At 67.4% G+C, this 22,771-nt stretch carries 20 protein-coding genes; 8 read left to right on the top strand and 12 right to left on the bottom strand.

The genetic code is table 11. The annotated features are described in order from the left end of the window. Positions 1-28: 28 nt before the first annotated feature. Positions 29-871: an NAD-dependent protein deacetylase gene (locus tag SROS_RS42245; RefSeq protein ID WP_086012441.1), complete on the top strand. Its 843-nt coding sequence runs from the start codon at positions 29-31 to the stop codon at positions 869-871. A 177-nt stretch (positions 872-1,048) separates the two neighbouring features. Continuing rightward, a complete protein-coding gene (locus tag SROS_RS42250) occupies positions 1,049-2,503 on the top strand; it encodes a hypothetical protein (RefSeq protein ID WP_012895113.1) in 1,455 nt (484 codons plus the stop codon). A 16-nt stretch (positions 2,504-2,519) separates the two neighbouring features. Here SROS_RS42250 and SROS_RS42255 read toward each other — a convergent pair whose 3' ends face one another. From SROS_RS42255 to SROS_RS52500, 5 genes are all read right to left on the bottom strand, one after another. Further along, entirely contained in the window at positions 2,520-3,230 is a 711-nt protein-coding gene (locus tag SROS_RS42255) for an HAD hydrolase-like protein (protein WP_169369501.1), read from the bottom strand. Positions 3,231-3,518: 288 nt separating this feature from the next. Further along, positions 3,519-4,661: a hypothetical protein gene (locus SROS_RS48405; RefSeq protein ID WP_012895115.1), complete on the bottom strand. Its 1,143-nt coding sequence runs from the start codon at positions 4,659-4,661 to the stop codon at positions 3,519-3,521. 32 nt (positions 4,662-4,693) lie between these two features. Beyond that, a complete protein-coding gene (locus tag SROS_RS48410; protein WP_012895116.1) occupies positions 4,694-5,245 on the bottom strand; it encodes a DUF4365 domain-containing protein in 552 nt (183 codons plus the stop codon). A 425-nt stretch (positions 5,246-5,670) separates the two neighbouring features. Then, positions 5,671-6,828 carry an ATP-grasp peptide maturase system methyltransferase gene (gene tgmC, locus SROS_RS42260; protein ID WP_012895117.1) on the bottom strand — a complete coding sequence of 386 codons (1,158 nt, stop codon included), beginning with the start codon at positions 6,826-6,828 and terminating at the stop codon, positions 5,671-5,673. Then, positions 6,825-7,076, bottom strand: coding sequence for a hypothetical protein (locus SROS_RS52500; RefSeq protein ID WP_052317154.1), 252 nt, complete (start codon positions 7,074-7,076; stop codon positions 6,825-6,827). Before SROS_RS52500 ends, tgmC begins: the two co-directional genes overlap by 4 nt. Positions 7,077-7,299: 223 nt before the next feature. Between SROS_RS52500 and SROS_RS42270 the strand changes: the two genes are divergently transcribed. Continuing rightward, entirely contained in the window at positions 7,300-10,386 is a 3,087-nt protein-coding gene (locus tag SROS_RS42270; protein ID WP_012895118.1) for a DEAD/DEAH box helicase, read from the top strand. A 54-nt stretch (positions 10,387-10,440) separates the two neighbouring features. Here SROS_RS42270 and SROS_RS42275 read toward each other — a convergent pair whose 3' ends face one another. Next, a complete protein-coding gene (locus SROS_RS42275) occupies positions 10,441-11,622 on the bottom strand; it encodes a helix-turn-helix domain-containing protein (RefSeq protein WP_245564484.1) in 1,182 nt (393 codons plus the stop codon). A gap of 986 nt (positions 11,623-12,608) precedes the next feature. Here SROS_RS42275 and SROS_RS46965 point away from each other — a divergent pair. Further along, a complete protein-coding gene (locus tag SROS_RS46965; protein WP_012895120.1) occupies positions 12,609-13,187 on the top strand; it encodes an ATP-binding protein in 579 nt (192 codons plus the stop codon). A 44-nt stretch (positions 13,188-13,231) separates the two neighbouring features. Here the strand turns inward: SROS_RS46965 and SROS_RS42285 are convergent, their stop codons facing one another. Continuing rightward, on the bottom strand, positions 13,232-14,017 hold the full coding sequence (locus SROS_RS42285; protein ID WP_012895121.1) for a neutral zinc metallopeptidase: 786 nt from the start codon (positions 14,015-14,017) through the stop codon (positions 13,232-13,234). Positions 14,018-14,235: 218 nt separating this feature from the next. Then, complete coding sequence (locus tag SROS_RS42290; protein ID WP_012895122.1) at positions 14,236-15,228, bottom strand: alpha/beta fold hydrolase; 993 nt, start codon at positions 15,226-15,228, stop codon at positions 14,236-14,238. A gap of 217 nt (positions 15,229-15,445) precedes the next feature. Here SROS_RS42290 and SROS_RS42295 point away from each other — a divergent pair, with 217 nt between their 5' ends. Beyond that, positions 15,446-16,012: a GNAT family N-acetyltransferase gene (locus tag SROS_RS42295; protein WP_012895123.1), complete on the top strand. Its 567-nt coding sequence runs from the start codon at positions 15,446-15,448 to the stop codon at positions 16,010-16,012. Positions 16,013-16,472: 460 nt separating this feature from the next. Here SROS_RS42295 and SROS_RS42300 read toward each other — a convergent pair whose 3' ends face one another. Continuing rightward, positions 16,473-16,712 carry a hypothetical protein gene (locus SROS_RS42300; protein WP_012895124.1) on the bottom strand — a complete coding sequence of 80 codons (240 nt, stop codon included), beginning with the start codon at positions 16,710-16,712 and terminating at the stop codon, positions 16,473-16,475. A gap of 110 nt (positions 16,713-16,822) precedes the next feature. Further along, entirely contained in the window at positions 16,823-17,734 is a 912-nt protein-coding gene (locus SROS_RS42305) for a L,D-transpeptidase (protein WP_012895125.1), read from the bottom strand. An 81-nt stretch (positions 17,735-17,815) separates the two neighbouring features. On the opposite strand from SROS_RS42305, the gene SROS_RS42310 reads away from it, so the two are divergent. From SROS_RS42310 to SROS_RS42320, 3 genes are all read left to right on the top strand, one after another. Further along, positions 17,816-18,505 (top strand): response regulator transcription factor, encoded by a 690-nt coding sequence (locus tag SROS_RS42310; RefSeq protein ID WP_012895126.1) that lies wholly within the window; start codon positions 17,816-17,818, stop codon positions 18,503-18,505. Next, positions 18,502-20,283 carry a sensor histidine kinase gene (locus tag SROS_RS42315; protein WP_012895127.1) on the top strand — a complete coding sequence of 594 codons (1,782 nt, stop codon included), beginning with the start codon at positions 18,502-18,504 and terminating at the stop codon, positions 20,281-20,283. The genes SROS_RS42310 and SROS_RS42315 overlap by 4 nt, the downstream gene beginning before the upstream one ends. Before the next feature lie 89 nt (positions 20,284-20,372). Next, positions 20,373-21,176, top strand: coding sequence for an SAM-dependent methyltransferase (locus SROS_RS42320; RefSeq protein WP_012895128.1), 804 nt, complete (start codon positions 20,373-20,375; stop codon positions 21,174-21,176). Positions 21,177-21,236: 60 nt separating this feature from the next. Here the strand turns inward: SROS_RS42320 and SROS_RS42325 are convergent, their stop codons facing one another. Both SROS_RS42325 and SROS_RS42330 read right to left on the bottom strand, forming a co-directional pair. Continuing rightward, a complete protein-coding gene (locus tag SROS_RS42325; RefSeq protein ID WP_012895129.1) occupies positions 21,237-21,698 on the bottom strand; it encodes a hypothetical protein in 462 nt (153 codons plus the stop codon). A gap of 245 nt (positions 21,699-21,943) precedes the next feature. After that, a complete protein-coding gene (locus SROS_RS42330; RefSeq protein ID WP_012895130.1) occupies positions 21,944-22,762 on the bottom strand; it encodes an alpha/beta fold hydrolase in 819 nt (272 codons plus the stop codon). Positions 22,763-22,771 lie beyond the last annotated feature (9 nt).

Below are 22,771 nucleotides of genomic sequence, written 5' to 3' on the forward strand. Positions count from 1 at the left end.
GCATGGAGGGGTGAACGAGGGTACGAGCATGCTGGCGAAGCTGCTGGCCGCGGGCGAGGTCGTGGTGCTCAGCGGGGCCGGGCTGTCGACGGAGTCGGGGATCCCCGACTACCGGGGGCCGAGCGGGGCCTCGCGCCGGCACACCCCGATGACCTACCAGACGTTCGTCGGCGACCCGGCGGCCAGGCGTCGTTACTGGGCCCGTAGCTATGTCGGATGGCGGGCGATGACCCGGGCTACGCCGAACAGCGGCCACCACGCGGTCGCGCACCTCCAACGGCTGGGCCTGGTGGCCGGCGTCGTGACGCAGAACGTCGACGGCCTGCACCAGGCGGGCGGCGCCCGGGCGGTCGTCGAACTGCACGGCAGCCTGCACCACGTGATCTGCCTGGACTGCGGCGACTCCAGCCCGCGGGAGGAGCTGGACCAGCGCCTGACCCGGGCCAACCCCTACTTCGGCGCCCGGGCCACCACGGTCAACCCGGACGGTGACGTCGAGCTGGGGGATGAGGAGGTCGACGGGTTCCAGGTGGTCGGATGCCGGGCGTGCGACGGAGGGGTGTTGAAGCCCGACGTGGTCTTCTTCGGGGAGACCGTCCCGGCGGAGCGCGTGCGCGAGTGCTTCGCCCTCGTGGAGAGAGCGCGCCTGCTCCTGGTTCTCGGGTCGTCGTTGACGGTGATGTCAGGCCGCCGGTTCGTCCTGCACGCCGCGAAACTCGGCATCCCCGTGGCGATCGTCAACCAGGGCCCGACCCGCGGCGACAAATACGCGGCCCTCGCCGTCGACGCTCCATTGGGCACGGCTCTTCCGGAGCTGGTCCGCCTCGTCGACACCCGGGCCGCGGCAGCCGGCTCACCCGAGCCGATGTGAGGCGGCTTTCCCGAGCCAATGTGAGGCGGCAGCGCCGAGCCGATGTGAGACAGCTTCCCCGAGCCGATGCGGGGCGGCAGCGCCGAGAAGCCCGCATCGGCCACCACAAATGAAGATCCCATCACAACCCGTCGTTGCCGTAATAGACGCGATAAAGGCCCTATAGCCTTCCGTCTCGTGCCCAAAAGATCATCAATTCTCTGGGCGGCGGCGATCCTGACCACCGTGGCCCCCGACATCTATTTCCGGGTCGCGCCGATGTGGTCCGGCGCGGAGGGCGGCGTCTTTTTCAGCTGGGTCTCCTGGGGACGGTGCACGGGTTACGAGGTCGACTCTCAGCTGCAGTCGCTGCTCGACCCGGTCTGGGATTTCCCTCTTCTGTGGTTCGGGTCCGCACCACTGATCGCCCTCGCCTGGGGAGGACGGCTGCTGAGCGAGCGGACCGGCCGCCCCCGGCTCGGCCGGATCCTCGCCCACTCCGCCGTCACAGTGATGATCGTCCGCCACCTCCCCTCCCCGCTGCTGTTCATGCTCGACGCGTCCGCCGATCGCAGGTGCATGGAGAGCTGGGGGCCGCTGGAGGTGACGGGCTGGGGCATCACGATGGACCTCTACTACCTGGTCCCCGTGGCCCTCGTGCTCCTCGCCGTCCGCACTCCGGGCCCCTCCCGGAGAGGCCGCCTCGCCCGTACGGGGACCGCGGTGTCGCTCGCGATCATGATCATCATCGGCGCGGTGGCCGACACCGCGGCCGGGAAGGTGAGCGACTCGCAGACACTCGACTGCGCCGGATTCGGCGACGGCGTCGCATCCGAGCTCGACGGACGCGAGAAGGGATTCCTGTGCGGGATCCGGGATGGCGCATTCGGTGAAGGCGTGCCCCAGCTGGCGGACCTGCCGGACCGCGAGCTTCTCGCGTACGGCCGCCATCTGTGCGAGCTGGCCGTACGGAACGGGGGCGACATCAACGCACCCGCCGTGTCGAAAGTGATCGGTGAGATGAACTCACTGGTGGGGCCACTGACGAGGCTGTGTCCCAAGGTGGCCGAGGTGGAGCAGGAAAGAGAGCGGCAAAGGCAGGCGGAGAACGACGCCTTCATCGCGGCGGCGGAGAAGAGCTGTGCCGCTCACCCCCGCCACCGGCCGAGGATCAAGCCGGTGCGACAGGTCCGCGCGACCATGTGGACGGAGTTCTGGCACATCAACGCGTGGGACGAGGGGAGCGAGGGCGGGGAGGTCGGTGACATGATCGCCGACCTGGTCGGAAGCGGGCCCGGCGCGCTGAACATCTGGGCGGCGGACGAGATCGGCCACGCGTGCGTGACGGGCGAGGCCTACCGGCGCCGTCCGCCGGTGGAGACCCGGGGGTGGGAGCAGGTCGTCGAGGTCGGCTACGAGACCGCGAAGGGAGTCATGGTCATCGTGGACGGCGAGGGCGGACGGCTTCCCAATCTCGCCGCCGGTGGACCGGGAAGCTACCGGGTCCGCGTCCACGTCCGCGGGCGCAAGACCGCGCAGGAGCACATCGACGCCCCTGACGGCACAGTCCAATTACTGATCATGGTGTTCCCCGGAGCCGAGAAGAATCCCGTGATCTACCGCGACTACCCTCCGAGGAGGCCTCGGAAATAGGCCTTTGTCACGAGCGCTACCCATCCGCCGCGACGAGTACGGCCCGCACGACGGCGTCCGTGTCGGTGAGGTCCTCCAGCACCAGATCGGCACCGGCCTCCTTCAGCGCGCGGACATCGCTGGAGCCGGTGGCGACGGCGACCACCCTCGCTCCGCCCAGGTGGCCGGCGAGGATGTCGTTCGGCGTGTCCCCGACCAGCACGGTGTTGTGCGTGGTGAAGGATTCCCCGTACTTCTGGGCGGCACGCTTCTGCGCCATGCCCACCAGCACGGCACGGTCCTCGTGGTCCATCCCGTAGGCGCCCACCTCGAAGTCCACGAAGTGCTCCAGCCCGAACGCCCTGAGCTTGCCGATCGCGAGAGGCTCCATGTTCCCGGTGAGCACCGACTGGATCACATCGGCCCGGCCCGCCAGCACATCGAGCACCTCGCGTACTCCGGCCAGGACCCTGCCCCGCCCCGAGATCGCCGCCTCGTGAACGACGAACGCCTCGGCGAGGGCCACCCCGAAGGAGTCCAGCAGCCGATCCGACACCTCGACGCCGTGCATTCGGAGCGTCTCCACCGTGATCGCCCAATCGGTCCGCCCCGCCATGGCCGCGACCCGCTCCATCGGCTGCCCGGTGACCAGACGGAAGGCCTCGGCGTAGATGTCCTTGCCGATCCCGTCAATGCTGACCAACGTGTGATCGATGTCCCACAGCACAAGCGTTCTCGCGGAGCTCACCGTCCGAGCATATCGAAGCCCAGATCTACCCACCTTTGACGGCCTGGACCACTCTCCGGACGGTCTCCATAGGCTCCTCGCACTCCCAGACACACGCGAGGAGCCGGCCTCGTCAAGAAGCCGATCTGCCTCTGCATTCCGTTCTCAAGTGCGTCAACAGAAGGCGCCACCCCTGAACGGGCCGTTCTTCTTCGCCCGGCCCTGAATCAGGGTCCGCACAATCATCAGCCACTACCGAAGACACAGCGACCCACTACCTCAAGAACTAAGAATGCAGTACTGGAACCCCTAATCGTCCTCAATTCCAGGCAGCACCGAGAAGGAGGTCAACCGACGTAGCGAGCGGCGCGTTCCACGGATATCAAGATCGCCGGTAGCAGTGACTTCGAGGCCGGTTCCATGTGCTCGCACTGCCAGCTTGTATTCAGATTCATCCAACTCAACGCGGAACCTTCGCGCATTACCTGTGTCGTCGTCGACTCCCTGTATAACCACCTCCCCCTTGCCGAACTTCCCCTCTCGGAACAGGCGGACGACTAAACCGATAACTGTGACGCCAGCCCTTGGCTGCCTTGTTCGCAAGAAGTCCGCGGCTTCGCCCAAAATTCTCTGCTGGCTAGGCGTGATCTTCAAACGTGCAGGTTCGCGATGTCCCAAGGCGAGTGGCGACTGGGAAAAACGGATCTGATAAACATCATGATCCGGCCCTCCCAGGGAGCTCAATGCCTCCAGTTCGGTGGCATTGGCGACCTCTTGACCGGGTTGCCCGAAGGACGACAGCGGCTTATCCCCTTCACCGACTTCCACCGCGAGGCGTTGAGCCCTTTGGGCCGCAGCGAGCATTCTGCTCGTCACTTTACGGCCAAAAGGTCGAGAAGGCACCTCGAGCAAAGACTCCTGACCGATTACCGGCGTCGTTGACGTTTCCGTATACGTGTCTACCAATGGGAGGGCCAGAGAGAGGACGAAGCTTCCTGGCTGCGTAGAGATTCGAGTTTGAGCGGCATATAATTCCGCTCGTGGCGGGCGCCGGGGAGGCAACACCAGTGAGTTGGCATCCAGAGCCGTAGCCGACGCAACCACATAGTTCCGTAGCGCAGATATGGCGGAATGCGCCAGAAGCAACGGAGCCTCTCCGGCCGGAGTGTTTGGAGTCAAGCGTACAGACACATTATCCGCACCACCAAAACTCATGTCCGTGGCTATTTCCTGCGGAAGGCGCCGCTCCACATAGGCCAGCGTTCTCAACGCTTCATTTATGCGCTCGGCATAGTCGCGAACTTCTTGACTCACCGGAAGAACGAGCTGCATATTTGTTTCCGTATCGGGCGAATGAGGCCGCCACAGCATAGTCCGACCGTCGTTGTCATCGAGCGCCCAACCCGCACCTTGTAGATAATCAACGAAGGCAGCCAGTCCGGGGACTGTCATAGTTCCCTCCCCAGGAATATCGCCCGAACCGTTCACGATAGCCCCCATGCGTCAACATCTGGCACGGGGGTAGACCTGCGGACTCCGTAGGTTCTCAGCATCAGGCGGAGCCCTTGGTGGTCCAAGGTGTTGCAGGCCGGGAGACGTACGACTTGAGTCTTGGCGTTGTCGGACGTTGGCAGTCCCTCTAACGAGACCCATGCCCCGTGCCCGACCAGAAGCGTTCCATCGGCGTGGAGGCGCACGTTCTCACCATCCTTCGATACACCGATGACAGCGAGTACTCGCCGCACCGAGTGATCATCTCGCCTCAACACATCATAGGTTTCAATGTCTAAGTCGTAGCTGTAGTCCCCATCGGACAGTTGGCGGAGATCTACTGTGGTCTTGACCTGAACGAGAACAGCCGGGTTGTATGTGCCCTGCTCAACACCCCGGAGAAAAAGCTGTACGTCTGCCTTCTGCAGGTCCAGGCTGGCAGGTCGCCCATGTAGCAGACCACAGCCTGCAGCGACCACCTCAAGCCATGCCTCCCCGAAGTCACCCTGCAGAGCGTTCTGCTCCTGCTCTCGCACAGAGACCATCTTGCCTCAATCGTTTTAGCCAATCCTGGAAGTCGCTTGATCGAGGATATAGACGGACTGCTCATTGTTCGCCCGAAACCGAGGAATCAGTCACCACTATCGATGCTGCCTGAAAACTGACCCTGTGGTGCCTGGTTGCAGGCGTATCGGTGGTGACCCGGGACCATGTCGAATGCCGCTGATGGCCCGGCGTGAACTGGTAGGGGACCGGCCTGCACCCACTTGCTGTTCCAGACCGATAGGTGCCGCTGGAGCATGATATTTCCCGATATTTTTCGGGTCGGATGTCGATGATGTGTCCGTTGCTCCGATTCTTCTGAAACCAGATGAACCAAGGCGGACGACGACGCCCAGAGGGAACAGCCATGAAACCCGCGAAGACGGACACCCTGAAGGCGCCCGGTGCGAACCTGAACTACATGGTTTCAGACGGGAAGGTCCCAGCTCGGCCCGTCAGGGGCACCCAGCCAGACGTACTGACGCTCCCCGGTGACTGTGAGGCCGTACGCCGACTGGTGCGGAGACCCGGCTGCCTGCCAGGTCACGACGGCGTGCTCGACCGCGTCCCACAGCCGCAGCGGCCCGCGTTGACGGACCGTCCACCCGCCTCGCGGATCGAGCCCGGTGGCGGCCAGCGAACCGGTGGCCACGTCCCACAGGACGACCTCGTCACCGCCGCCCAACCTCACCGCCGACGGCGCGGCCAACTGCGCGGCGAACAGCCCGGCCGGATCGTCCAGAACCCCCGGATCCACCCGGCTCTCCCTGGCATCCCCGGTCACGAGGTAGGCGGACGGCATCGGCGGCGGGCCGTGGGGACGGGCGGTCATGAAGGAGATGTCATCCCCCAGGAACCGCCCGCTCGCGGTGCCGTCGTCACCGAGCATGAGGTGCGCGAACGCGGACCCGCCCATCCACCCGGACATCGGCGCGGTGATCGTGCTACCGTCGCGGACCTGCCACATCCACGAGAACGGGATGGAACGGACCGAGCAGGTGGCGATCAGCCGGTCGTACTCGGCGTTCTTGTCATATCCCAGCAGGCCGTCCCCGGTCACGAGCGTCGGCGCGTACCCGGCCACGGTGAGCGCGTCACGGGCCCGGCCGGCCACCACCGGGTCGTACTCGACGGAGGTCACGGCGTGGGAGCCGAGCCTGTGGCACATCAGCGCGGTGGAGTAGCCGGTGCCAGTGCCCACCTCCAGCACCTTGTCTCCGTCGGAGATCCCCGCGGCCTCCAGCATCAGCACGACCAGGCCGGGCAGTGTCGACGACGATGTTGGCGCTCCGGAGACAGTGCCGTGCGCGCCCTCGACCATGCTCCCGTCGATCTGCGTCACCCAGGTCTCGTCGCGGTAGACCAGGTGGAGCCACTCGTCCCCGGTGACCTCCGCACGGTGGATCACCTCCCACTCGCCGTCCGCGGTGACTCTGGCGACCGTCGACCCGAGGAACCGCTCACGAGGTACGGCCTCGACCGCGTCCCGCCAGGCCGGGTCACGTAGGGAACCGGTGCGGGCGAGCCGGTCGGCGAGGGTACGGCGGAGCCGTACGGCGAGGCCGGGGGTTTCGCGGGTAGTCACGTCGAGTCCTCCAGGAGCAGAGCGGCGATGGCGGCGGCGATGGGCAGCCCGGTGGCGTCTTCCAGCCATCCCCACTGGCCGTTGGGGTTGCACTCCAGGAACACCGGAATGCCGTCACCGGTGAGCCCGAAGTCAAACGCGCCGAAGCTCAGGCCGCCCCTCCGGTGCAGGAGCCAACGGCAAGGCGCTACACGCAATACCTTCGTCACCTCTCCGCTGCGCCCAGTCAGGTTCAGCACCGTAATCATGGACTGTCCGCTGCGGTCAGGGACCGATCAGTTTGATCTCCCATGGTTGAAAGGGTGAATCGATCTCGGATCCGTGCAACATCGCCGCGCTCGGCACATTGGACGCGAGAACTCATGAGATCTACGACATTCAACCTTTTTGATCACTACTGTGGAGAAGTTACGCTGATCGCCGATCAAGGAGGTTGCCTCCTCGGACGACTTGAGCAGGAGGCGCCAGGCCATGGAAGATGCACCCGTTCTGGGCCTGTACGACTCTCTGCTCACCAGCCAGCTCGCTCGACGCGTGGCTTTTTGGCGTACGTCGGGTCATCTGGTCGAAGTCTCCCAGGTGGACGGGGAAGAGGTCGCTCACCTGCTAGGCCGGTTCATCGGGGAGTCGGCAGCCCGGGCCATGGCTGCGCTCAAGAACACCGACGAGCAGGTAGAGCTGGCCAACCAGCTCTTGGCGCGGCTGGCCAATCCCGAACATATCGAAGACGGCCCGACCAGGCTGTTGTCAGTCATCAAGGACGCGCCTGGCACGCTTCCTCCCAAGCGGCCATTGACCTCACTATCAGAGGCAACGCTCCTTACTAATGCCCGCGAGGATCCGAACCTGGCTCATGAGCTGGCAACTGAGTTGGCCAGCGCCGACCGGGTAGACCTGTTGTGCGCGTTCGTCAAATGGTCCGGGCTCCGTGTCCTAGAGAAGCAGCTCGATGAGTTGCGCGATCGCGGAGTCTCACTGCGCGTCATCACCACCACCTACATGGGCGCAACCGAGCGGCGAGCGCTGGACCGGCTCGTGAACGATTTCGGCGCCGAGGTCCGGATCAGCTACGAACAGAACTCAACTCGTCTGCACGCCAAAGCCTGGCTGTTACGCCGCCGTACCGGCTTCGATACCGCATACATCGGTAGTTCAAATCTGTCGCGTGCCGCTCTGCTGGACGGTTTGGAGTGGAACGTCCGTTTGTCCTCAGTGACCACTCCTCGACTACTGGACAAGTTCGAGGGCACCTTCGACTCCTATTGGAACAGGCAGCAGTTCGAGGCGTATGACCCGGCGACGGACAGCGAGCGGCTCGATGAGGCTTTGTCTCGTTCGACATCAGGTGAACGGATCTTCGACATCCCCGCGCTGGTCCCCCACCCCTTCCCACACCAGCGGGAGATGCTGGGAGACCTCGACGTTGAACGCACCGTACACGACCGGCATCGCAACCTACTGGTGGCTGCCACCGGAACTGGCAAGACGGTCGTAGCCGCCTTTGACTACCGTAACCTGCAAGAGCGACTAGGCCGACAACCTTCTCTGCTGTTTGTCGCGCATCGCAAAGAGATCCTGCAGCAGGCCCTACGCACCTACCGGCAGGTCCTCGCGGCCCCCGACTTCGGTGAACTGCATGTCGGGGACGACCAGTCCCGTCACTGGCGGCATGTGTTTGCCTCCGTCCAGTCCCTCAATTCACGCGGCATCGATATTTTTGCCGCGGATCAATTTAATGTCGTCGTTATAGACGAGTTCCACCATGCATCTGCCGTCACCTATCGCCGGATCATCGACTACCTCAAGCCGAAAGAGCTTCTCGGTCTCACCGCCACCCCTGAACGGGCCGATGGCACCTGGGTCCAAGACGAATTTTTCGACCGGCACATCACCTCCGAGCTGCGCCTGTGGGACGCGCTAGACGCCGACCTGCTCTGCCCGTTCCATTATTTCGGGATCAATGACGAGACCGATCTCAGTCACGTAGCCTGGTCACGCGGCGCTTACCTCGGTCGCGAACTCGATGAGGCCCTTGCTGGCGACAGCGACCGGGCACGCCTTGTCTTCAACGCACTGCTGGACAAGGTCAGCGACTTGCAAGCAGTCCGTGGCCTAGGTTTCTGCGTCTCGGTACGGCATGCGCATTTCATGGCCGAGTTCTTCACCAAGGCCGGCCTGAAGTCGCTGGCCGTGGATGGATCGACCGACCCTGCCGAACGCAGGGCGGCTCTGCTAGCCCTGCGCGACGGGAAGGTCACGTTCCTCTTCGCGGTGGACCTGTTCAACGAGGGTCTGGATATCCCCGACGTGAATACTCTGCTCCTGCTGCGTCCGACTGAGAGCGCCACGGTGTTTCTCCAGCAGCTTGGACGTGGGCTGCGTCGTACGCCTAACAAGGATGTGCTGACCGTCCTCGATTTCGTTGGGCAGCATCGCAAGGAGTACAGGTTCGGCAACCGGTTCCATGCGCTAACAGGGTTCACCCGAGGCCGCCTGAAGCAGGAAGTGGATAAGGACTTCCCGCTGCTACCACCGGGGTGTCAGATTGTCCTGGACCGGGTTACCAAGGATCGCCTGATCGCCGAACTCCAAGTCCAGCTCGGCGCCACCGTCAGCACGCTCACCCAGGAGATCCGCTCCTGCGCGGAGACGTCTCTTATCGACTACCTCGAAGCCTCCGGGCGCGATATCCACGATGTCTACCGCAACCGACGCTACTGGACCTCCCTGCTGCGCCGTGCTGGGATCATCAAAAACGATGCTTCCCCCATGGAGGAGATGCTCGGTCGTCGCGTGCGAGCCCTGCTCCACGTAGACGATCAGCAGCGAGCAGAGGCGTACGTACGGCTGCTGCGGCCCGACGGCCCGCTCTACGCCCAGTGTTCCCCTCGCGACCAAGCCTTCGTTCGTATGCTGTTCTTCTCCTTCTGGCGTGACGGTGGCGGCTTCGCTACCTACGACGAGGCTCTCGCCCAGCTACGTGCCGAGTCTGCGCTACGCAAAGAGATTCGACAGGTGATCACTTACGGCGCAGAACGTCCCCGACACGTCGCCAAATCTCTGCCTGAGCCACTAAGCCAGGTGCCCCTTGCGGTCAACGCCCGGTATTCGGCAGACGAGATCCTCGCAGCTCTAGGCTGGGCCGCGCTGGGGGGCGCCATGACATCGACTATGCGCGAAGGCGTCGCGTGGATCCCAGCCACGCAGTGCGATGCACTCTTCGTCACCTTGCAAAAGAACGAGAAGGAGTTCTCGCCACAGACCATGTACCGAGACTTCGCGCTCACCCCTAACCTGTTCCACTGGGAATCACAACATCGCACGAGCGCGCAGTCAACCACTGGTCGCCGCTACCAGTACCACGAACGAGACGGCAGCCATGTGCTGCTGTTTACTCGAGAACGTAAAGAAGACGAGAACCGCCATCCTGAACCATTCGTCTTCCACGGCACGGCTAGGTACGTGGAACACCGGGGAGAGAAACCCATGGCCGTCACGTGGCGGCTCGACGAAGAGATGCCCGCCGACCTGTTCCGTCGCGCTGCTATCGCGGGGTGATGCAGGCTTGCGGATCGCGCAAGGATTGACTCTATGGTCTACCTGGGCTGTTGGTTAGAGGATATGCATGCGGACGCCGAGGCGGCGGATGCGGTCCCGGTAGCTGTAGCGCTCAAGATCCAGGAGGGTCCGTACGGCTTGCTGAGCCATCGGGTGATTGCGGACGAGCATCGGGGCGATCTTCTCGGCACGTTCCAGCTCGGCCACGGCGGCATCGCGCTTGCCGCACCACAGCAGCCCCCGGGCGTAATCAAGATGGTGGTACCCGGCGCGACTGGCCTGCAGGCCCTTCGGAAGATGGACCGTCTGCGCTCGCTGCACGGCTCCCGGCCCATCGCCCAGTTCGACGGCTATGGCGACACCGTGGATGTCGATGTTGGGCTGGTTGGTGGACAGCTGGTAGTAGTTCGTCTGCTGACGAGCGCCAAGGCGGGTGACCGCTTCAGCCGCGAGCCGATGGCGTGACCACGCCTCGTCAGCGTCGTTCTTACGGGCCGCGGTGATTGCGGCGCGAAGCTGGAGCCCACCCCAGACGGCCAGCGCCTCGGGGTGTCCTGCAGTGTATTCGCGCTCGATGTTCGCGCTTGCCTTGTCCAGTACGGCCAGCGCGTCGTTCCACGAGGTGCTGGCCCATAAGTTCCGCACTCTCAGATAGGCGAAGACAGCATCACCGTAGAAGTCTCCCGCACGCTCCCCCGCCCAGCGCATCCGGTCGGCCGTGATCACGGCCAGGTCGGCGTAGCCCAGGTTGTAGAGGACCGAGTCGGCTGCTCGATACGCGAAGGAGAGCAGACCGAAGGCCGCGCTCCGGTCAGCCCCCTCGTACAGGTACGTCGCGGCTTGGAGCTCGGAGAGCAGCGCCGGGACCTCGTCCGCCAACTCGGCGTAACGAACCTCCCGCCGAAGCCAATGGACACGCTCGACCGCCGCGCGCAGGTCCGGCAGTGCTCGCACCTCGCCGCCCCACTCCGGGTCGAGGTCGTAGCGCTCCAGGTGGCGGCGGATCTCGGAGATCGCCGAATGTCCCCGGTCCTCACCCGGGGTGTCGCCTCGGTAAGGACGTGCGGTGAGCTCGTTGGGGTGCACGCGCAGAGTGCGGGCGAGGGTGTTGATCAGCGCGATGGAGTCCAGCGGGATGCTGTCGTTCTCTATCCCGGACACCCAGGACTGCGCGCGCTTGACGCGCCGGGCCAGCTCGCTCTGGGTGATGCCGGCGCGCTTACGAGCGCGCCGCACACGGGTTCCCACACTCTCCGCCGCCGGGTCTGAGTAGGCCATGGCCTCAAAGTAACCCGCCATTGCGTGGTTGGCTCCTCCCCTCGCCAAAGTATCAACGCCACTGATGTCGCTGCCTTTACGCGGTCATAATGTCACCGACCGTGAGTAGCGATAAAGGTGCGAGTGATGGGCGATATCCCCGTCGCCTGACCGCCGGGACGGCCATCGAGTGGCTCAGGCGGGAGCTTGAGGCGCTGGGCATCCTCGGCGACGCGCACCACGGTGACGGCGTGGCGCTTCTGTCCCTGTGGGTCGATCTTGTCGTGTGGTGCGATGGGCACACCTACTGGTGGCGAGCCGGATGGAACGCCGAACGCCGCTGTGCTGTCTATGCATGGCATCCAGCCACGGAACCCGATCGAGCCGCTCGCCGGATCGCTTTCCGGTACGCGGATCTCCGCGAGACACATCCGCTGCCCACGCCGATGCCGGGAGCGCATGGTGACCCTGTTTGACGAGTCCGTGAGCCTTCACCTGGCGATTGAGGTGCTCCCAGATAGGACCATGACCACCAGCCGTGACGCGGACGCGGCCGTCGACACCGTAAAAAGACGGCCCTGCCAGGCGAATCCCGTCGGCTGGCAGGGCCTTGATCGCATACCGGAGGTGCGACCCGTGCCCAACCCTAGTGGAGCCGTCCGGATCATTCGGGTCCGTTCCCGGAAGCCGGGGACTCCGCTCTCGGCCGGCCGTACGGCCGCTGTGCCGTACGGGCGCGAAGCGCCGCCGGGGGTGCGCTCTCTGTCCAGCAGGCGCGAGCCGTACCGAAGGCCGGAAAGGGGGCGGCGACATGAATCTGTTCCACCTCGATGCCAACCGGTGGGGTGCCCTTGGCGTACGGCGGGCACACCCCATCTCCAGAACGGGCCGCGAGACGGCCGTTCCAGGGATGGGGCGATCAAGTGGTGTCAGCACCGAGATCGCAGTGGAGAGGAGAGACAACGATGGCGGCGCGACTCCTGGCCATGCTTGCCGGCGTGTTCACTGATCGGTCCCGGACGGCGGCCCACGACACTACGGGCCCCGCGCACCAGGGACAGCTCCCGGGCCACGCGCCCACCGGCCCTCTCGTGATCTCCCGGCGGTTCAGAGCCACACCCCACCAGGTCAGGTCCGCGCGGAACTTCGTCGCCGGGATACTCGGGGAGGGCCATCCGCTCCGCGATGACGCCGTGCTTCTCACCAGTGAGCTCGCCACCAACGCCGTCGAGCACCCCTCCGGTCCGTTCGACGGCCCGCAGGAGTTCCTCGTCACGGTGGCCTTCGTCGTCCACGGCGTGCTGATCACCGTGCAGGACCCCGGTTCCTCACGGATCCCCTGCCCGAGGGACTCCGGGCCGGACGACACAGGTGGCCGTGGTCTCGCCCTTGTCAACAGCCTCGCCACCCGATGGGGATTCCACCGCGATTCCGTCGGAACCGTCATCTGGTTCGAACTCGGCTCACCCGCCGAAAGGCTCCCCATCGAAAAGGCTCCCGCCGGGGGACCTGACACCGGGAGGTTTCCCCGACGAGACCGCTGAACCGGCGGGGCGGCGCGAGCATGAAGGGCGGCGTCGCCGCGCGGTCAGGCGACGCGTGCGGAGGGCGCCTTCCAGGTGTTGCAGAAGCCGGGGTCGCCGCTCTTGAAGCCGCGGTCGAGCCAGTAGACGATGTTCTTGCCCTTGGCGAAGTAGCGGTCCTTCTTGGACCTGTAGTCGCCATTCGACTTCACGAGCTTCAACATCGCGGGCCAGCCCTCACTGCCTTCTCCCGCGGTCTCCCAGACGCTCCCCAGGAAGACTCCCGACAGGCAGCTCTCCTGGAGCATCCAGCGCCGCTCCCGCTCGAAATTCTCGGCCTTGTTCTTGTACGGCAACGCGGCGAAGCCGCGGGCCATGCCGGTGATCTGCTGCAGATGGTCGCCGTAGAGCGCGGCGATGTACATGAAGTGGTAGATCTCGCGGGTCCGCAGGTAGTACTCCTCATCCACCAGCACCGCCGCCGTCTTCGTTCCGGAGCAGTAAGAGGACTGGAAGCCCTTCTTCCATTCTTTTCCGCAGAACGGCGCCGGTTCGGTGAGGACGACGAGCTTGGCGGGAGTGAAGGGCAGCTTGGCACGCTTGAAATGCGCCGACCACGAAGTGTTCAGGCAGCGCCACAGCGCGGTGATCGTGCGCTTCGCGGCTGGGGCACTCTCGATGCTGAGCGCACCGCCGGGACATTCCGAGGGTTTGATCTTGCCGCTGCCGTAGAGGCTGTTGTCGGTCAGAACGGGCACGTTCTTGATGGGGGAGGTGAGAGCGTCGGCCGTGCCGGGGAGGAGCAGGGCGGCGAGCAGTGCCACGGCCGGCAGCGAGAGGGGTTTGAGCACAAAAGGGCACGTTAGAGCAGGACATTGTCAGTGATCAAGGTTCGGAGATCAAGGTTCGGAGCATCGCACCGGCCGTACGTCGACGCGGGAGACCTCGGTGCTCCGTCACCGCGATGACGGCACGGCTCCCGAGTCGCTCCAGGCGATGTTTCCGCTGTTTCACCGTGGACGCCACCGCTGACGGTCATCCGCTTCACCGTGGCCACCGCGGCTGACGGTCATCCGCGCCCGTGGGCGGCGATGACCTCGTGGATCGCGTCGAGGACGAGGTCGGGCTGGGCGTTCTGGACGTAGTGCTCCGTCGTGGTCGCGACCACCAGGCGGCCTCGCGCCGACAGGGCAGCGAGGCGTCTGGCGTGCTCGGTCACTTCCGGCGGCTGGCCTCCCGCGGAGATGACCACGGCCGGCAGGTCGCCCCACGCTCGCGGGCGGACCGTCGCGCGGACCTGGGCGGCGCTGTCCACCGACGCCCAGGACTCGGCGCGGGCGGCCGCCATGCTCCTGTCGCCGTAGACGACGAGGGCGTGAGTGCGGGCCGTCGTGGTGGCCTCGGCCGGTACGAGGGCGTCGCCCAGCAGCCTGAGCAGGCCGAGACGGGCGATGAGCTGGTTTACGGTGAGCTGGACGGCGAGCAGCGGCCGGGAGATCTGGAGTGCGGTGACGGCCGTCTCGTCGGTGACGTCGATCAGCACCAGCCCGGCGGTCAGGTCCCTCCGGCGGTCGGCGAAGACGCGCACGGTGTTGCCGCCGTAGGAGTGCCCGACGAGGACGTACGGCCCCGCCTCCCCGGCGGCGGCCAGCAGCGTGTGCAGCTCCCCGGCGGCGCGCTCCGCCGTACGCGGCGACGGGCCGTCCTCGCTCCAGGCGTATCCGGCCCGGTCGTAGGAGCACACCCGGTTACCCGTGGAGAGCCGCCGCTGGATCGTCTCCCAGCTCGCGCTCGACTCCGCCAGACCCGTCTCCAGCACGACGGTGGGAGCGCCCGTCCCGGTGCAGTACAGGTGGAGGCGGTGGCCGCCGACGTCGACCAGCCGTCCCGGTGGCCTGTGGTGGTCGGCGTCGCCCCGCCGGGCGTTCGTCTCGTAGAGGAATCCCGCGCTCGCCACCAGCACGGCGAGGCCCGCGCCCCAGGTGGTGATCCGCAGCAGCAGTCGCCGCAACCGCCTGCGGGGCCGCGCCACCCGCGAGCCTTCGGGCTCTCCGTCCGTCATGCCTCGAATCTAGGTATGCGGTCCGTCCGTTTCCTCCTCCGCACAGCGGAACCCGCCATGCCACCGGCGCTCCAACCTCCGCCGTTCCCTCCTCCGCCAGGAGGAGGCCGCTCGGCGCGGTCGTCGTCGTGACCCCGTTGGTCGTGAGCAGGCTCGGTTGATCGATCGCTCCGAAATCCGTTGGACCTCTGCCGGACATTCTGCGAGCATCCGCACGGTGACAGATGAGACCGGCCGCCGGACACCGTTCCCCACCGGCCCGAAGCATGTGCGCTTCGTCGAGCTGTCCGGCACCGCGATGTCCGCTCTGCTCGACGGGGACCTGCGCGCGGCCGGTGAGACGGCTGGGGTCCCTCTGACCGACTACTTCGTGACCGACAGCGCACGGTGGCTGTGGCGGTTCCGGATCGACCAGATGGCCGCCGACCCCGGCAACGCACGGTGGATGGTGCGGCAGGTGGCGACCGGGCCGGAAGGCGTCGTCATCGGTCATGCCGGGTTTCACGGACCGCCCGATGAGGCGGGCATGGTCGAGATCGGCTACTCGGTCGCTCCTGACTTCCGCCGCCAGGGGTATGCCCGGGCCATGCTGATCGAGTTGCTGCGCCGGGCCGCGGCCGAACCCGGGGTCAGGACCGTGCGGGCGACGATCAGTCCCGACAATGCGGCGTCCCTGGCCACGATCGCCGGCTTCGGTTTCGTCGAGGTCGGAGAACAGTGGGACGAAGAGGACGGTCTCGAAATCATCTTCGAGGTCCCCGCCGACCGCGGCCTCTCGGTGTAACCAACCCGGCGAATGCTCTCGGGGCGCGGCGCCAAGGCCCGCGAGCCCCGCAGCTCCGGACAACCGGCGTGTTCCCCACAGGTCGGCTACAGGTCGGCGAGGTGTGGAGACCGGCTGCCGGCGCCCTCCCGCTCCTTCCACACACGGTCGCCCGTTCAGCTTCTCCGCCGTGCTCCGCCGTACGAGATGGGCTCGGTCGCCGTACGGCGGGCAATCCGGGGTGACGACGGCTCCGAAGTACATGAGACCTGCCGGTGGCCGGTCGACGAGGCTCGGGGGATCCGGACGGCGCGATCGTCCGGACTCACCCGGTGGACGGGCGTGGCGGCGCGAGCTTGGAGGGGTGGCGTCGCCACGTCTGGACTGTACGGCCGGCACCTGCCCGGGAGTCGTACCGACTCGATCAGCACGGCGGGGGCGCCCGCCGGTCGCGGACGCCCCCGTCGTCTTCCGCCGGTGTTCAGCCGGTGTAGCGGGGCAGCCTCACCGAGGGATCGCCGGGCTTCTTGACGGCCGGGGCCGGCTCCTCGCGGACCCCGGCCGGGACGGGCCGGGGGGAGGCGGACCTGGCGGGTTCGACAGCGGGCCGGCTGACGTCCCCCTTGGTGGGAGCCGGCTCGTCGGCCATCGCCGTGCCGACCAGACCGGCGCCGAGGGCCAGGGCGACGACGCCGCCGACGAGTGCGAGCTTGAGACGCATATGTCTCACCTTTCGTTGTTATAGGTGGTTGAGCTGTTTCCGGTGGTCGAGCCGTACTCGGTGGGTGAGCCGTACTCCGTGGTCGAGCCGTACTCCGTGGTCGAAGGGCTTCAGCCCTTCACGACGACCGGGGTGCCGATCGCCAGGTTCTTGGCCATCCAGGTGATGTCGACGTTGGCGACCCGCACGCAGCCGTGGCTGACTCGCGTGCCGATGGCCGTCGCGTCGTCGGTCCCGTGGATGGCGAGCTGCCCCGGACCTCCCGCGAAGCTCTTCAGCGTCGGGGAGAATCCGCTCAGCCCGAAGGCGTAGGCGCCGTACGGTCCGCGCGGGTCCGGTGGGCGCACCAGTTCGGTGAAGAAGTAGCGGCCGGGAGGTGTGGGCGTGTTGTCCCGGCCTGTCGCCACCTTTCCGCTGCGCAGGACGCGGGCCCCGTCGTAGACCGTGAACCTGAACGCCTCGGGGTCGACCTCCACCCGATGGGTGGTCCTGGTCAGCGTGACGTCACCCGTCCTGATCCAGCCCGTGCTGCCGTTGGGTCTGATCGGCAGCAGGACCCGCAGCCACTCGCCGTCGTGGCGCTCCACGAGGAAGACCCGCTCGGCGCCGTAGTCGTTGGGGCTCGCGAGCTCGCGCCAGGGCGAGCCCGTCCCCTTGCGCTTGTAGACGGCGATCCGTGGTCCCCGCACGGTCGCCACCTCCACGCCGGCCCCTGTCCCGGCGTGGCCGGTGGCGGCGGCCTCCGCGCGGGCGGCCTCCGCGGCCTCCCCCGCTTCGGCGTGACCGGTGGCCGCCCCAGCCCCAGCCCCGGCCCCGGCGCTGTCGGTCGGCGCCCCAGCCCCGGCCCCGGCCCCGGCCCCGGCACTGTCGGTCGCCGCTCCTGCTCCCGCCTGGCCGGTGGCGGCGGCTCGCGGAGGGGCCGGCTGGGCGCCGGACGCCGCGCAGCCGGTCAGCGTGGCCGCGGTGGTCAGCGTGGCCGCGGTGACGAGTGCCACTGTTGCGAGATAGCCGTTGAACTTCACGCGACGCAGACTGGCGGAGGAATGTGAAGGTCCTGTTTGGTCGCTGTCAATGACCTGTCTTGGTCACATAACCTCGTCCCGATGTGCGCATATGTGCTGGTTGCAGAGGATGACGTGAAGCAGGCGGAGCTGGTCCGCCGCTATCTGGAGCGGGAAGGCCACTCGGTGCTCGTCGTGCATGACGGGCGGAGCGCGATCGACGAGGCCCGCAGGCGCGAGCCCGATCTCGTGGTGCTCGACGTGATGATGCCGAAGGCCGACGGCCTCGACGTCTGCCGTGTCATCCGCGCGGAGTCGGACGTTCCCGTGCTCATGCTGACCGCCCGTGCCACGGAGGACGACCTGCTTGTCGGCCTCGACCTGGGGGCCGACGACTACGTCACCAAGCCCTACAGCCCACGGGAGCTGATGGCCAGGGTCCGCACGCTGCTGCGGCGGGTGCGGCGTTCCAGGGATCCCGAGGAGACGCTGAAGGTCGGCGATCTCCTGGTCGACTCCGCGCGCCACCGGGTCAGCGTCGCCGGCAGCCCGGTGGACTGCACGCCCGCCGAGTTCCGGATCCTGGAGACGCTCGCCGCCCAGCCGGAGCGGGTCTTCACCCGCAAGCAGCTCCTGGAGGAGGTCCACGGGTTCGACCGCTTCATCACCAGGCGCACGGTCGACGTGCACATGCTGAACCTGCGGAAGAAGATCGAGCCCGACCCGCGCAGGCCGACCCGGATCCTGACCGTCTACGGCGTCGGCTACAAGCTGACCGACGGCTCCGGATGAGGGTCCGGCGCCACAGCCTGCTCACGCGACTGCTCGCGAGCTCCGTCCTGGTGGCCGTCTGCTCGATCTCGGCGACCGCCTGGCTGACCAGCCAGGGCACCTCGGGCGCGATCCGCAAGGAGCAGGACCAGACCCTGGTCACCGACACCCGCATCAACGACACCCTGCTCGGCTACGGCGCGACCCACGCGAGCTGGGACGGCGTCGGCCAGACGGTCCGTGACCTGGCCGGGAAGACGGGCCGCCGCATCGCGCTCACCACCGAGAACGGCGAGCCGATCGCCGACTCCAGCGACACTCCGCTGCCCGCCAAGCCGTCGGTGGTCGTCGATCCGCTGCGGGTGGACGTGACCCTGGTGCCGGGAGCGGCCAAGGACCGCATCGACCCCCGGGCGGTCGGACCGTTCAAGCTCACCGCCGCGGAACGGTCCCGGCTGCGGAAGGCCGCCAACCTGGGGGTGATCTGCGCGCGCCGCAGCGGGCAGGAGGCCGACGTCGTCCTCTCCCCTTCCGGGCGTCCCTCCGTCGAGATCCCCAGCAAGAACGCCTCCGCGACCACCGCGTGCGCCTCGAAGACGCTCGACACCCCCACCGCGACCGAGCGCAAGGCGCTGCGCCGGCTCAATCAGCTGGTCAACCGCTGTCTGGTGGGCCAGGGAAAGTACGAGGTCACGCTCGCCCTCGACCTGTCCTGGACGCTCTTCGGGCCGCGCCCCGCCGCCGTCCCGCGCGTCCTCGACCAGCAGCCCGTCTCCGCCTGCCTGGCGAGTGCCAGGCGCGAGCAGCTCAGGGCGTATGTCGCGCCCGCGGCGCTGCTCTACCTCGGCTCCTCGGCGCAGGCGCCCTCCACCGAGCTGCCCTCGGCCGGGGTGGCGCGCATCGCGGGCACCGCGCTGCTCGTCCTGCTGTTCGCGGTCGCGGTGAGCGTCGTGGTCGCCACCCGGCTGGTCCGGCCGGTGCGGGCGCTGACCGAGGCGGCCCAGCGGATGGGGCAGGGCGACAGCTCCGCCCGCGTCGCGGTGACGGCGACGGGTGAGGTGGGCGAGCTGTCGGAGGCGTTCAACAGGATGTCGGAGCATCTGGAGCGGATGGAGGCGCAGCGCAAGGCCATGGTCAGCGACGTCTCCCACGAGCTCCGTACGCCGCTGAGCAACCTGCGCGGCTGGATGGAGGCCGCCCAGGACGGCGTCGCGGAGCTGGACGCCGAGCTGATCGCCTCACTGGTGGAGGAGATCATGCTGCTCCAGCACATCGTCGACGACCTGCAGGAGCTGGCTCTCGCGGACGCGGGCAAGCTGCGGCTGCATCCCGAGCCGGTGAACGTGGCCGACCTGCTCGACCAGGTCGCCACGGCGCATCGTGGCCGCGCCGACTCCGCCGGCCTCACCCTGACGGCCGACACCGCCGGCGACCCCGGTCTCCTCGCCGACCCGGTACGGCTGCGCCAGGCCGTGGGGAACCTGGTGAGCAACGCCGTCCACTACACGCCGCCGGGCGGCCGGATCGCCCTGCGCGGCCGTCTCGCGGACGGGCATGTCCTGATCGAGGTGGCCGACACCGGCGTCGGCATCGCTCCCGAGCATCTTCCCCGCGTCTTCGACCGGTTCTGGCGGGAGGAGAAGTCACGGAACCGGCGGACCGGCGGCAGCGGGCTCGGGCTCGCCATCGTCCGGAACCTGGCCGAGGCCCATCACGGGACCGTGAGCGTCGCGAGCACCCCGGGCGAGGGCGCCGTCTTCACGCTGCGGCTCCCGGTCGAACCGGATCTGCCGACATAAGCACATCTCGATCCGGCATTACCCGCGCAAGACCGCGAAAGTCTCTCTAAGATCAATTAACGACGAATACCGAAGGATCGGGGAGAAGCGTGGACAGTCAGGCCGCGCCGGACGGGGTAGACCCGAACGTGCCCAATGTCGCCCGGATGTACGACTACTACCTGGACGGCAAGGACAACTTCGCCGCCGACCGGGCCGCGGCCGAACAGATCCTGAAACTCTTCCCGGAGACCCGGGACTCCGCGCGGGAGAACCGGGCGTTCCTCTCGCGTGCCGTACGCCACCTGGTCGAGTCGGGCGTCCGGCAGATCGTTGACCTGGGATCCGGGCTGCCCACGCAGGGCAACACGCATGAGATCGCGCACGGGATCGCCCCCGACACCCGTGTGATCTACGTGGACTACGACCCCGTCGTGTGCGCGCACGGCCGGGCGCTGCTGGCGGACGGTGACAACATCACCATTGTCCAGGCCGACGCGCGTGACCCGAAGACGCTGCTGGCCGAGCTGCATGACCACGTCGACTTCGACCGGCCCGTGGCGTTCCTGTTACTGGCCATCCTGCATTTCATCCCGGACGAGAACCCCGACGGCGCGGGCGCCTACGAGATCGTCCAGCGGCTGTACGAGGCGAGCGCGCCGGGCAGTTACCTGGTTCTCAGCCACGCCATCGACGCCAAGCCGGACACCACGCCGGAGGCCCTGGAGGTCTACAACCGGGCCACCGCGGCGCTGAGCCTGCGCACGCACGCGGAGATCACCCGGTTCTTCGACGGCTACGAGCTGGTCGAACCCGGCCTGGTGTTCCCCAAGGACTGGCGGCCCGACGACCAGCCGCTGATCGGCGCGGAGAAAACCTCGATCGGCTACTCCGGGGTGGGCCGCAAGCCGTAGTGCCCCGTTCCGGGGAGCCCATGTCCCCGCGCCGGCCGGAGAGCCTGTGTCAGAGCGTCGCTAGGGCAGGACCAGCTCGATGACCTTGACGGCCATCGGGCCTGCCGGGTCGTAGACGACCTTCACCGGCATCCTGCCCTTGCGGAGCCGGTTGTACAGGTCGATGGGGTCGCACACCTTGGCGCCAAGGGCGTTCTTGTCCGCGGTGTCGTACGGATATCCGGCCGGCGCCCTGCCGCACTTCTTGTTGACCTGGCGGAAGATCAGCCCCTCGGTGTAGTCGATCCGGACGGAGCGGCCGTTCTTCCTGCTCAGGTCCCACGCGATGTCAGGGCCGTCGCCGACCGAGGTCCGGGTGGCCCGGTACGGCGTGACGATCATCGCCGAGTCGCCGGACCTCTTCGCCCAGCCGTACACGGTCTTGAGCGGCGCCTGGCGCTCGGCGTCCGCCGTCGCGGGCGCGGCGAACGAGGACAGCAGGGCGGCGACGGCGCACACCGCGGCCAGGGAGGATCTGTTCACGTCTTCTCCGATCATGGGATGGCGACCATCGTGACAGCTCGCGGCCCGCGGTCAAGGGCTCGGATGCCGTGATTCATCCCATACCTCGGCAGCGCAACATTCGCACGGAATGACGTGTCATACATGGTTCGGCGACGCCAGGGCGCGGGCCGGGCGGGCAGGCGGGGAAGCACCGCCGGCCGCCGGACGGCACGGATCGTCCGTCCAGGTCAGCGGCCGGTTCCGGCGGCGGGCAGGAGCCCGGGTCACACGGAGGCGTCCAGGGACCGGAGGAACTCGCGCACGACCTTGGCGAAGCCCTCGGGGTCGCCGGTGTGGACGAAGTGGTCGGTCGCCAGCTCGGCGAGGCGGGTGGCCGGGCGCCGCTCGACCATGGCCTGAGCCTGCTCGGCGGGGACGACTCCCCCGGTGCCGCGCACGAGGAGGGCCGGGCACGTGGTGGCCAGCCAGTCGTCCCAGTGGTCGCCGTGGACCAGGTCCTCGGAGTCGACCATGTCCTGGGGGTGGAAGGGCAGGCGCCAGGTGCCGTCGGGGTTCTCGCGCAGGGCGTCGCCGAAGAAGGGGGCGGCCTGGCCGAGCCCCTCGATCAGCGCCTCCCGCGTCGGCGCCTCGTACGGCAGGGCGAGCACGAAGGCCAGCGGGTTGGGGCCGTGGAGACCGAGCGAGACCGCCCCTTCGGCGTTGACCAGGGCGCCGACCCGCTCGGGGTGGCGGGCGGCGAGCTGGTAGGCGTTGATGGCGCCGAGCGAGTGTCCCAGGACCACGGCCCGGTCGAGGCCGAGGTGGTCGAGCAGGGCGACGACGTCGGCGACGTAGCCCTCCCGGGAGTAGTCGTCCGCCCGGTCCGACTCGCCGTGGCCGCGCTGGTCGGGGGCGACGACCCGCCACTCGGGGGCCAGCGCGGCGGCCAGTCCGGCGAAGCCCGCCCCTTCGGACATGTGGCCGTGCAGGGCGACGAGGGGGCGGCCGGTGCCGCCGAAGTCGAGGTAGGAGAGCCGGCGGCCGTCGATGTCCAGCTCGGCGCGGACGGGGGTGATCGTCTCGGCGGTGGTGTCCTGGCCCATGTCTGCCTC

The organism is Streptosporangium roseum DSM 43021 (assembly GCF_000024865.1).
Lineage (GTDB): Bacteria > Actinomycetota > Actinomycetes > Streptosporangiales > Streptosporangiaceae > Streptosporangium > Streptosporangium roseum.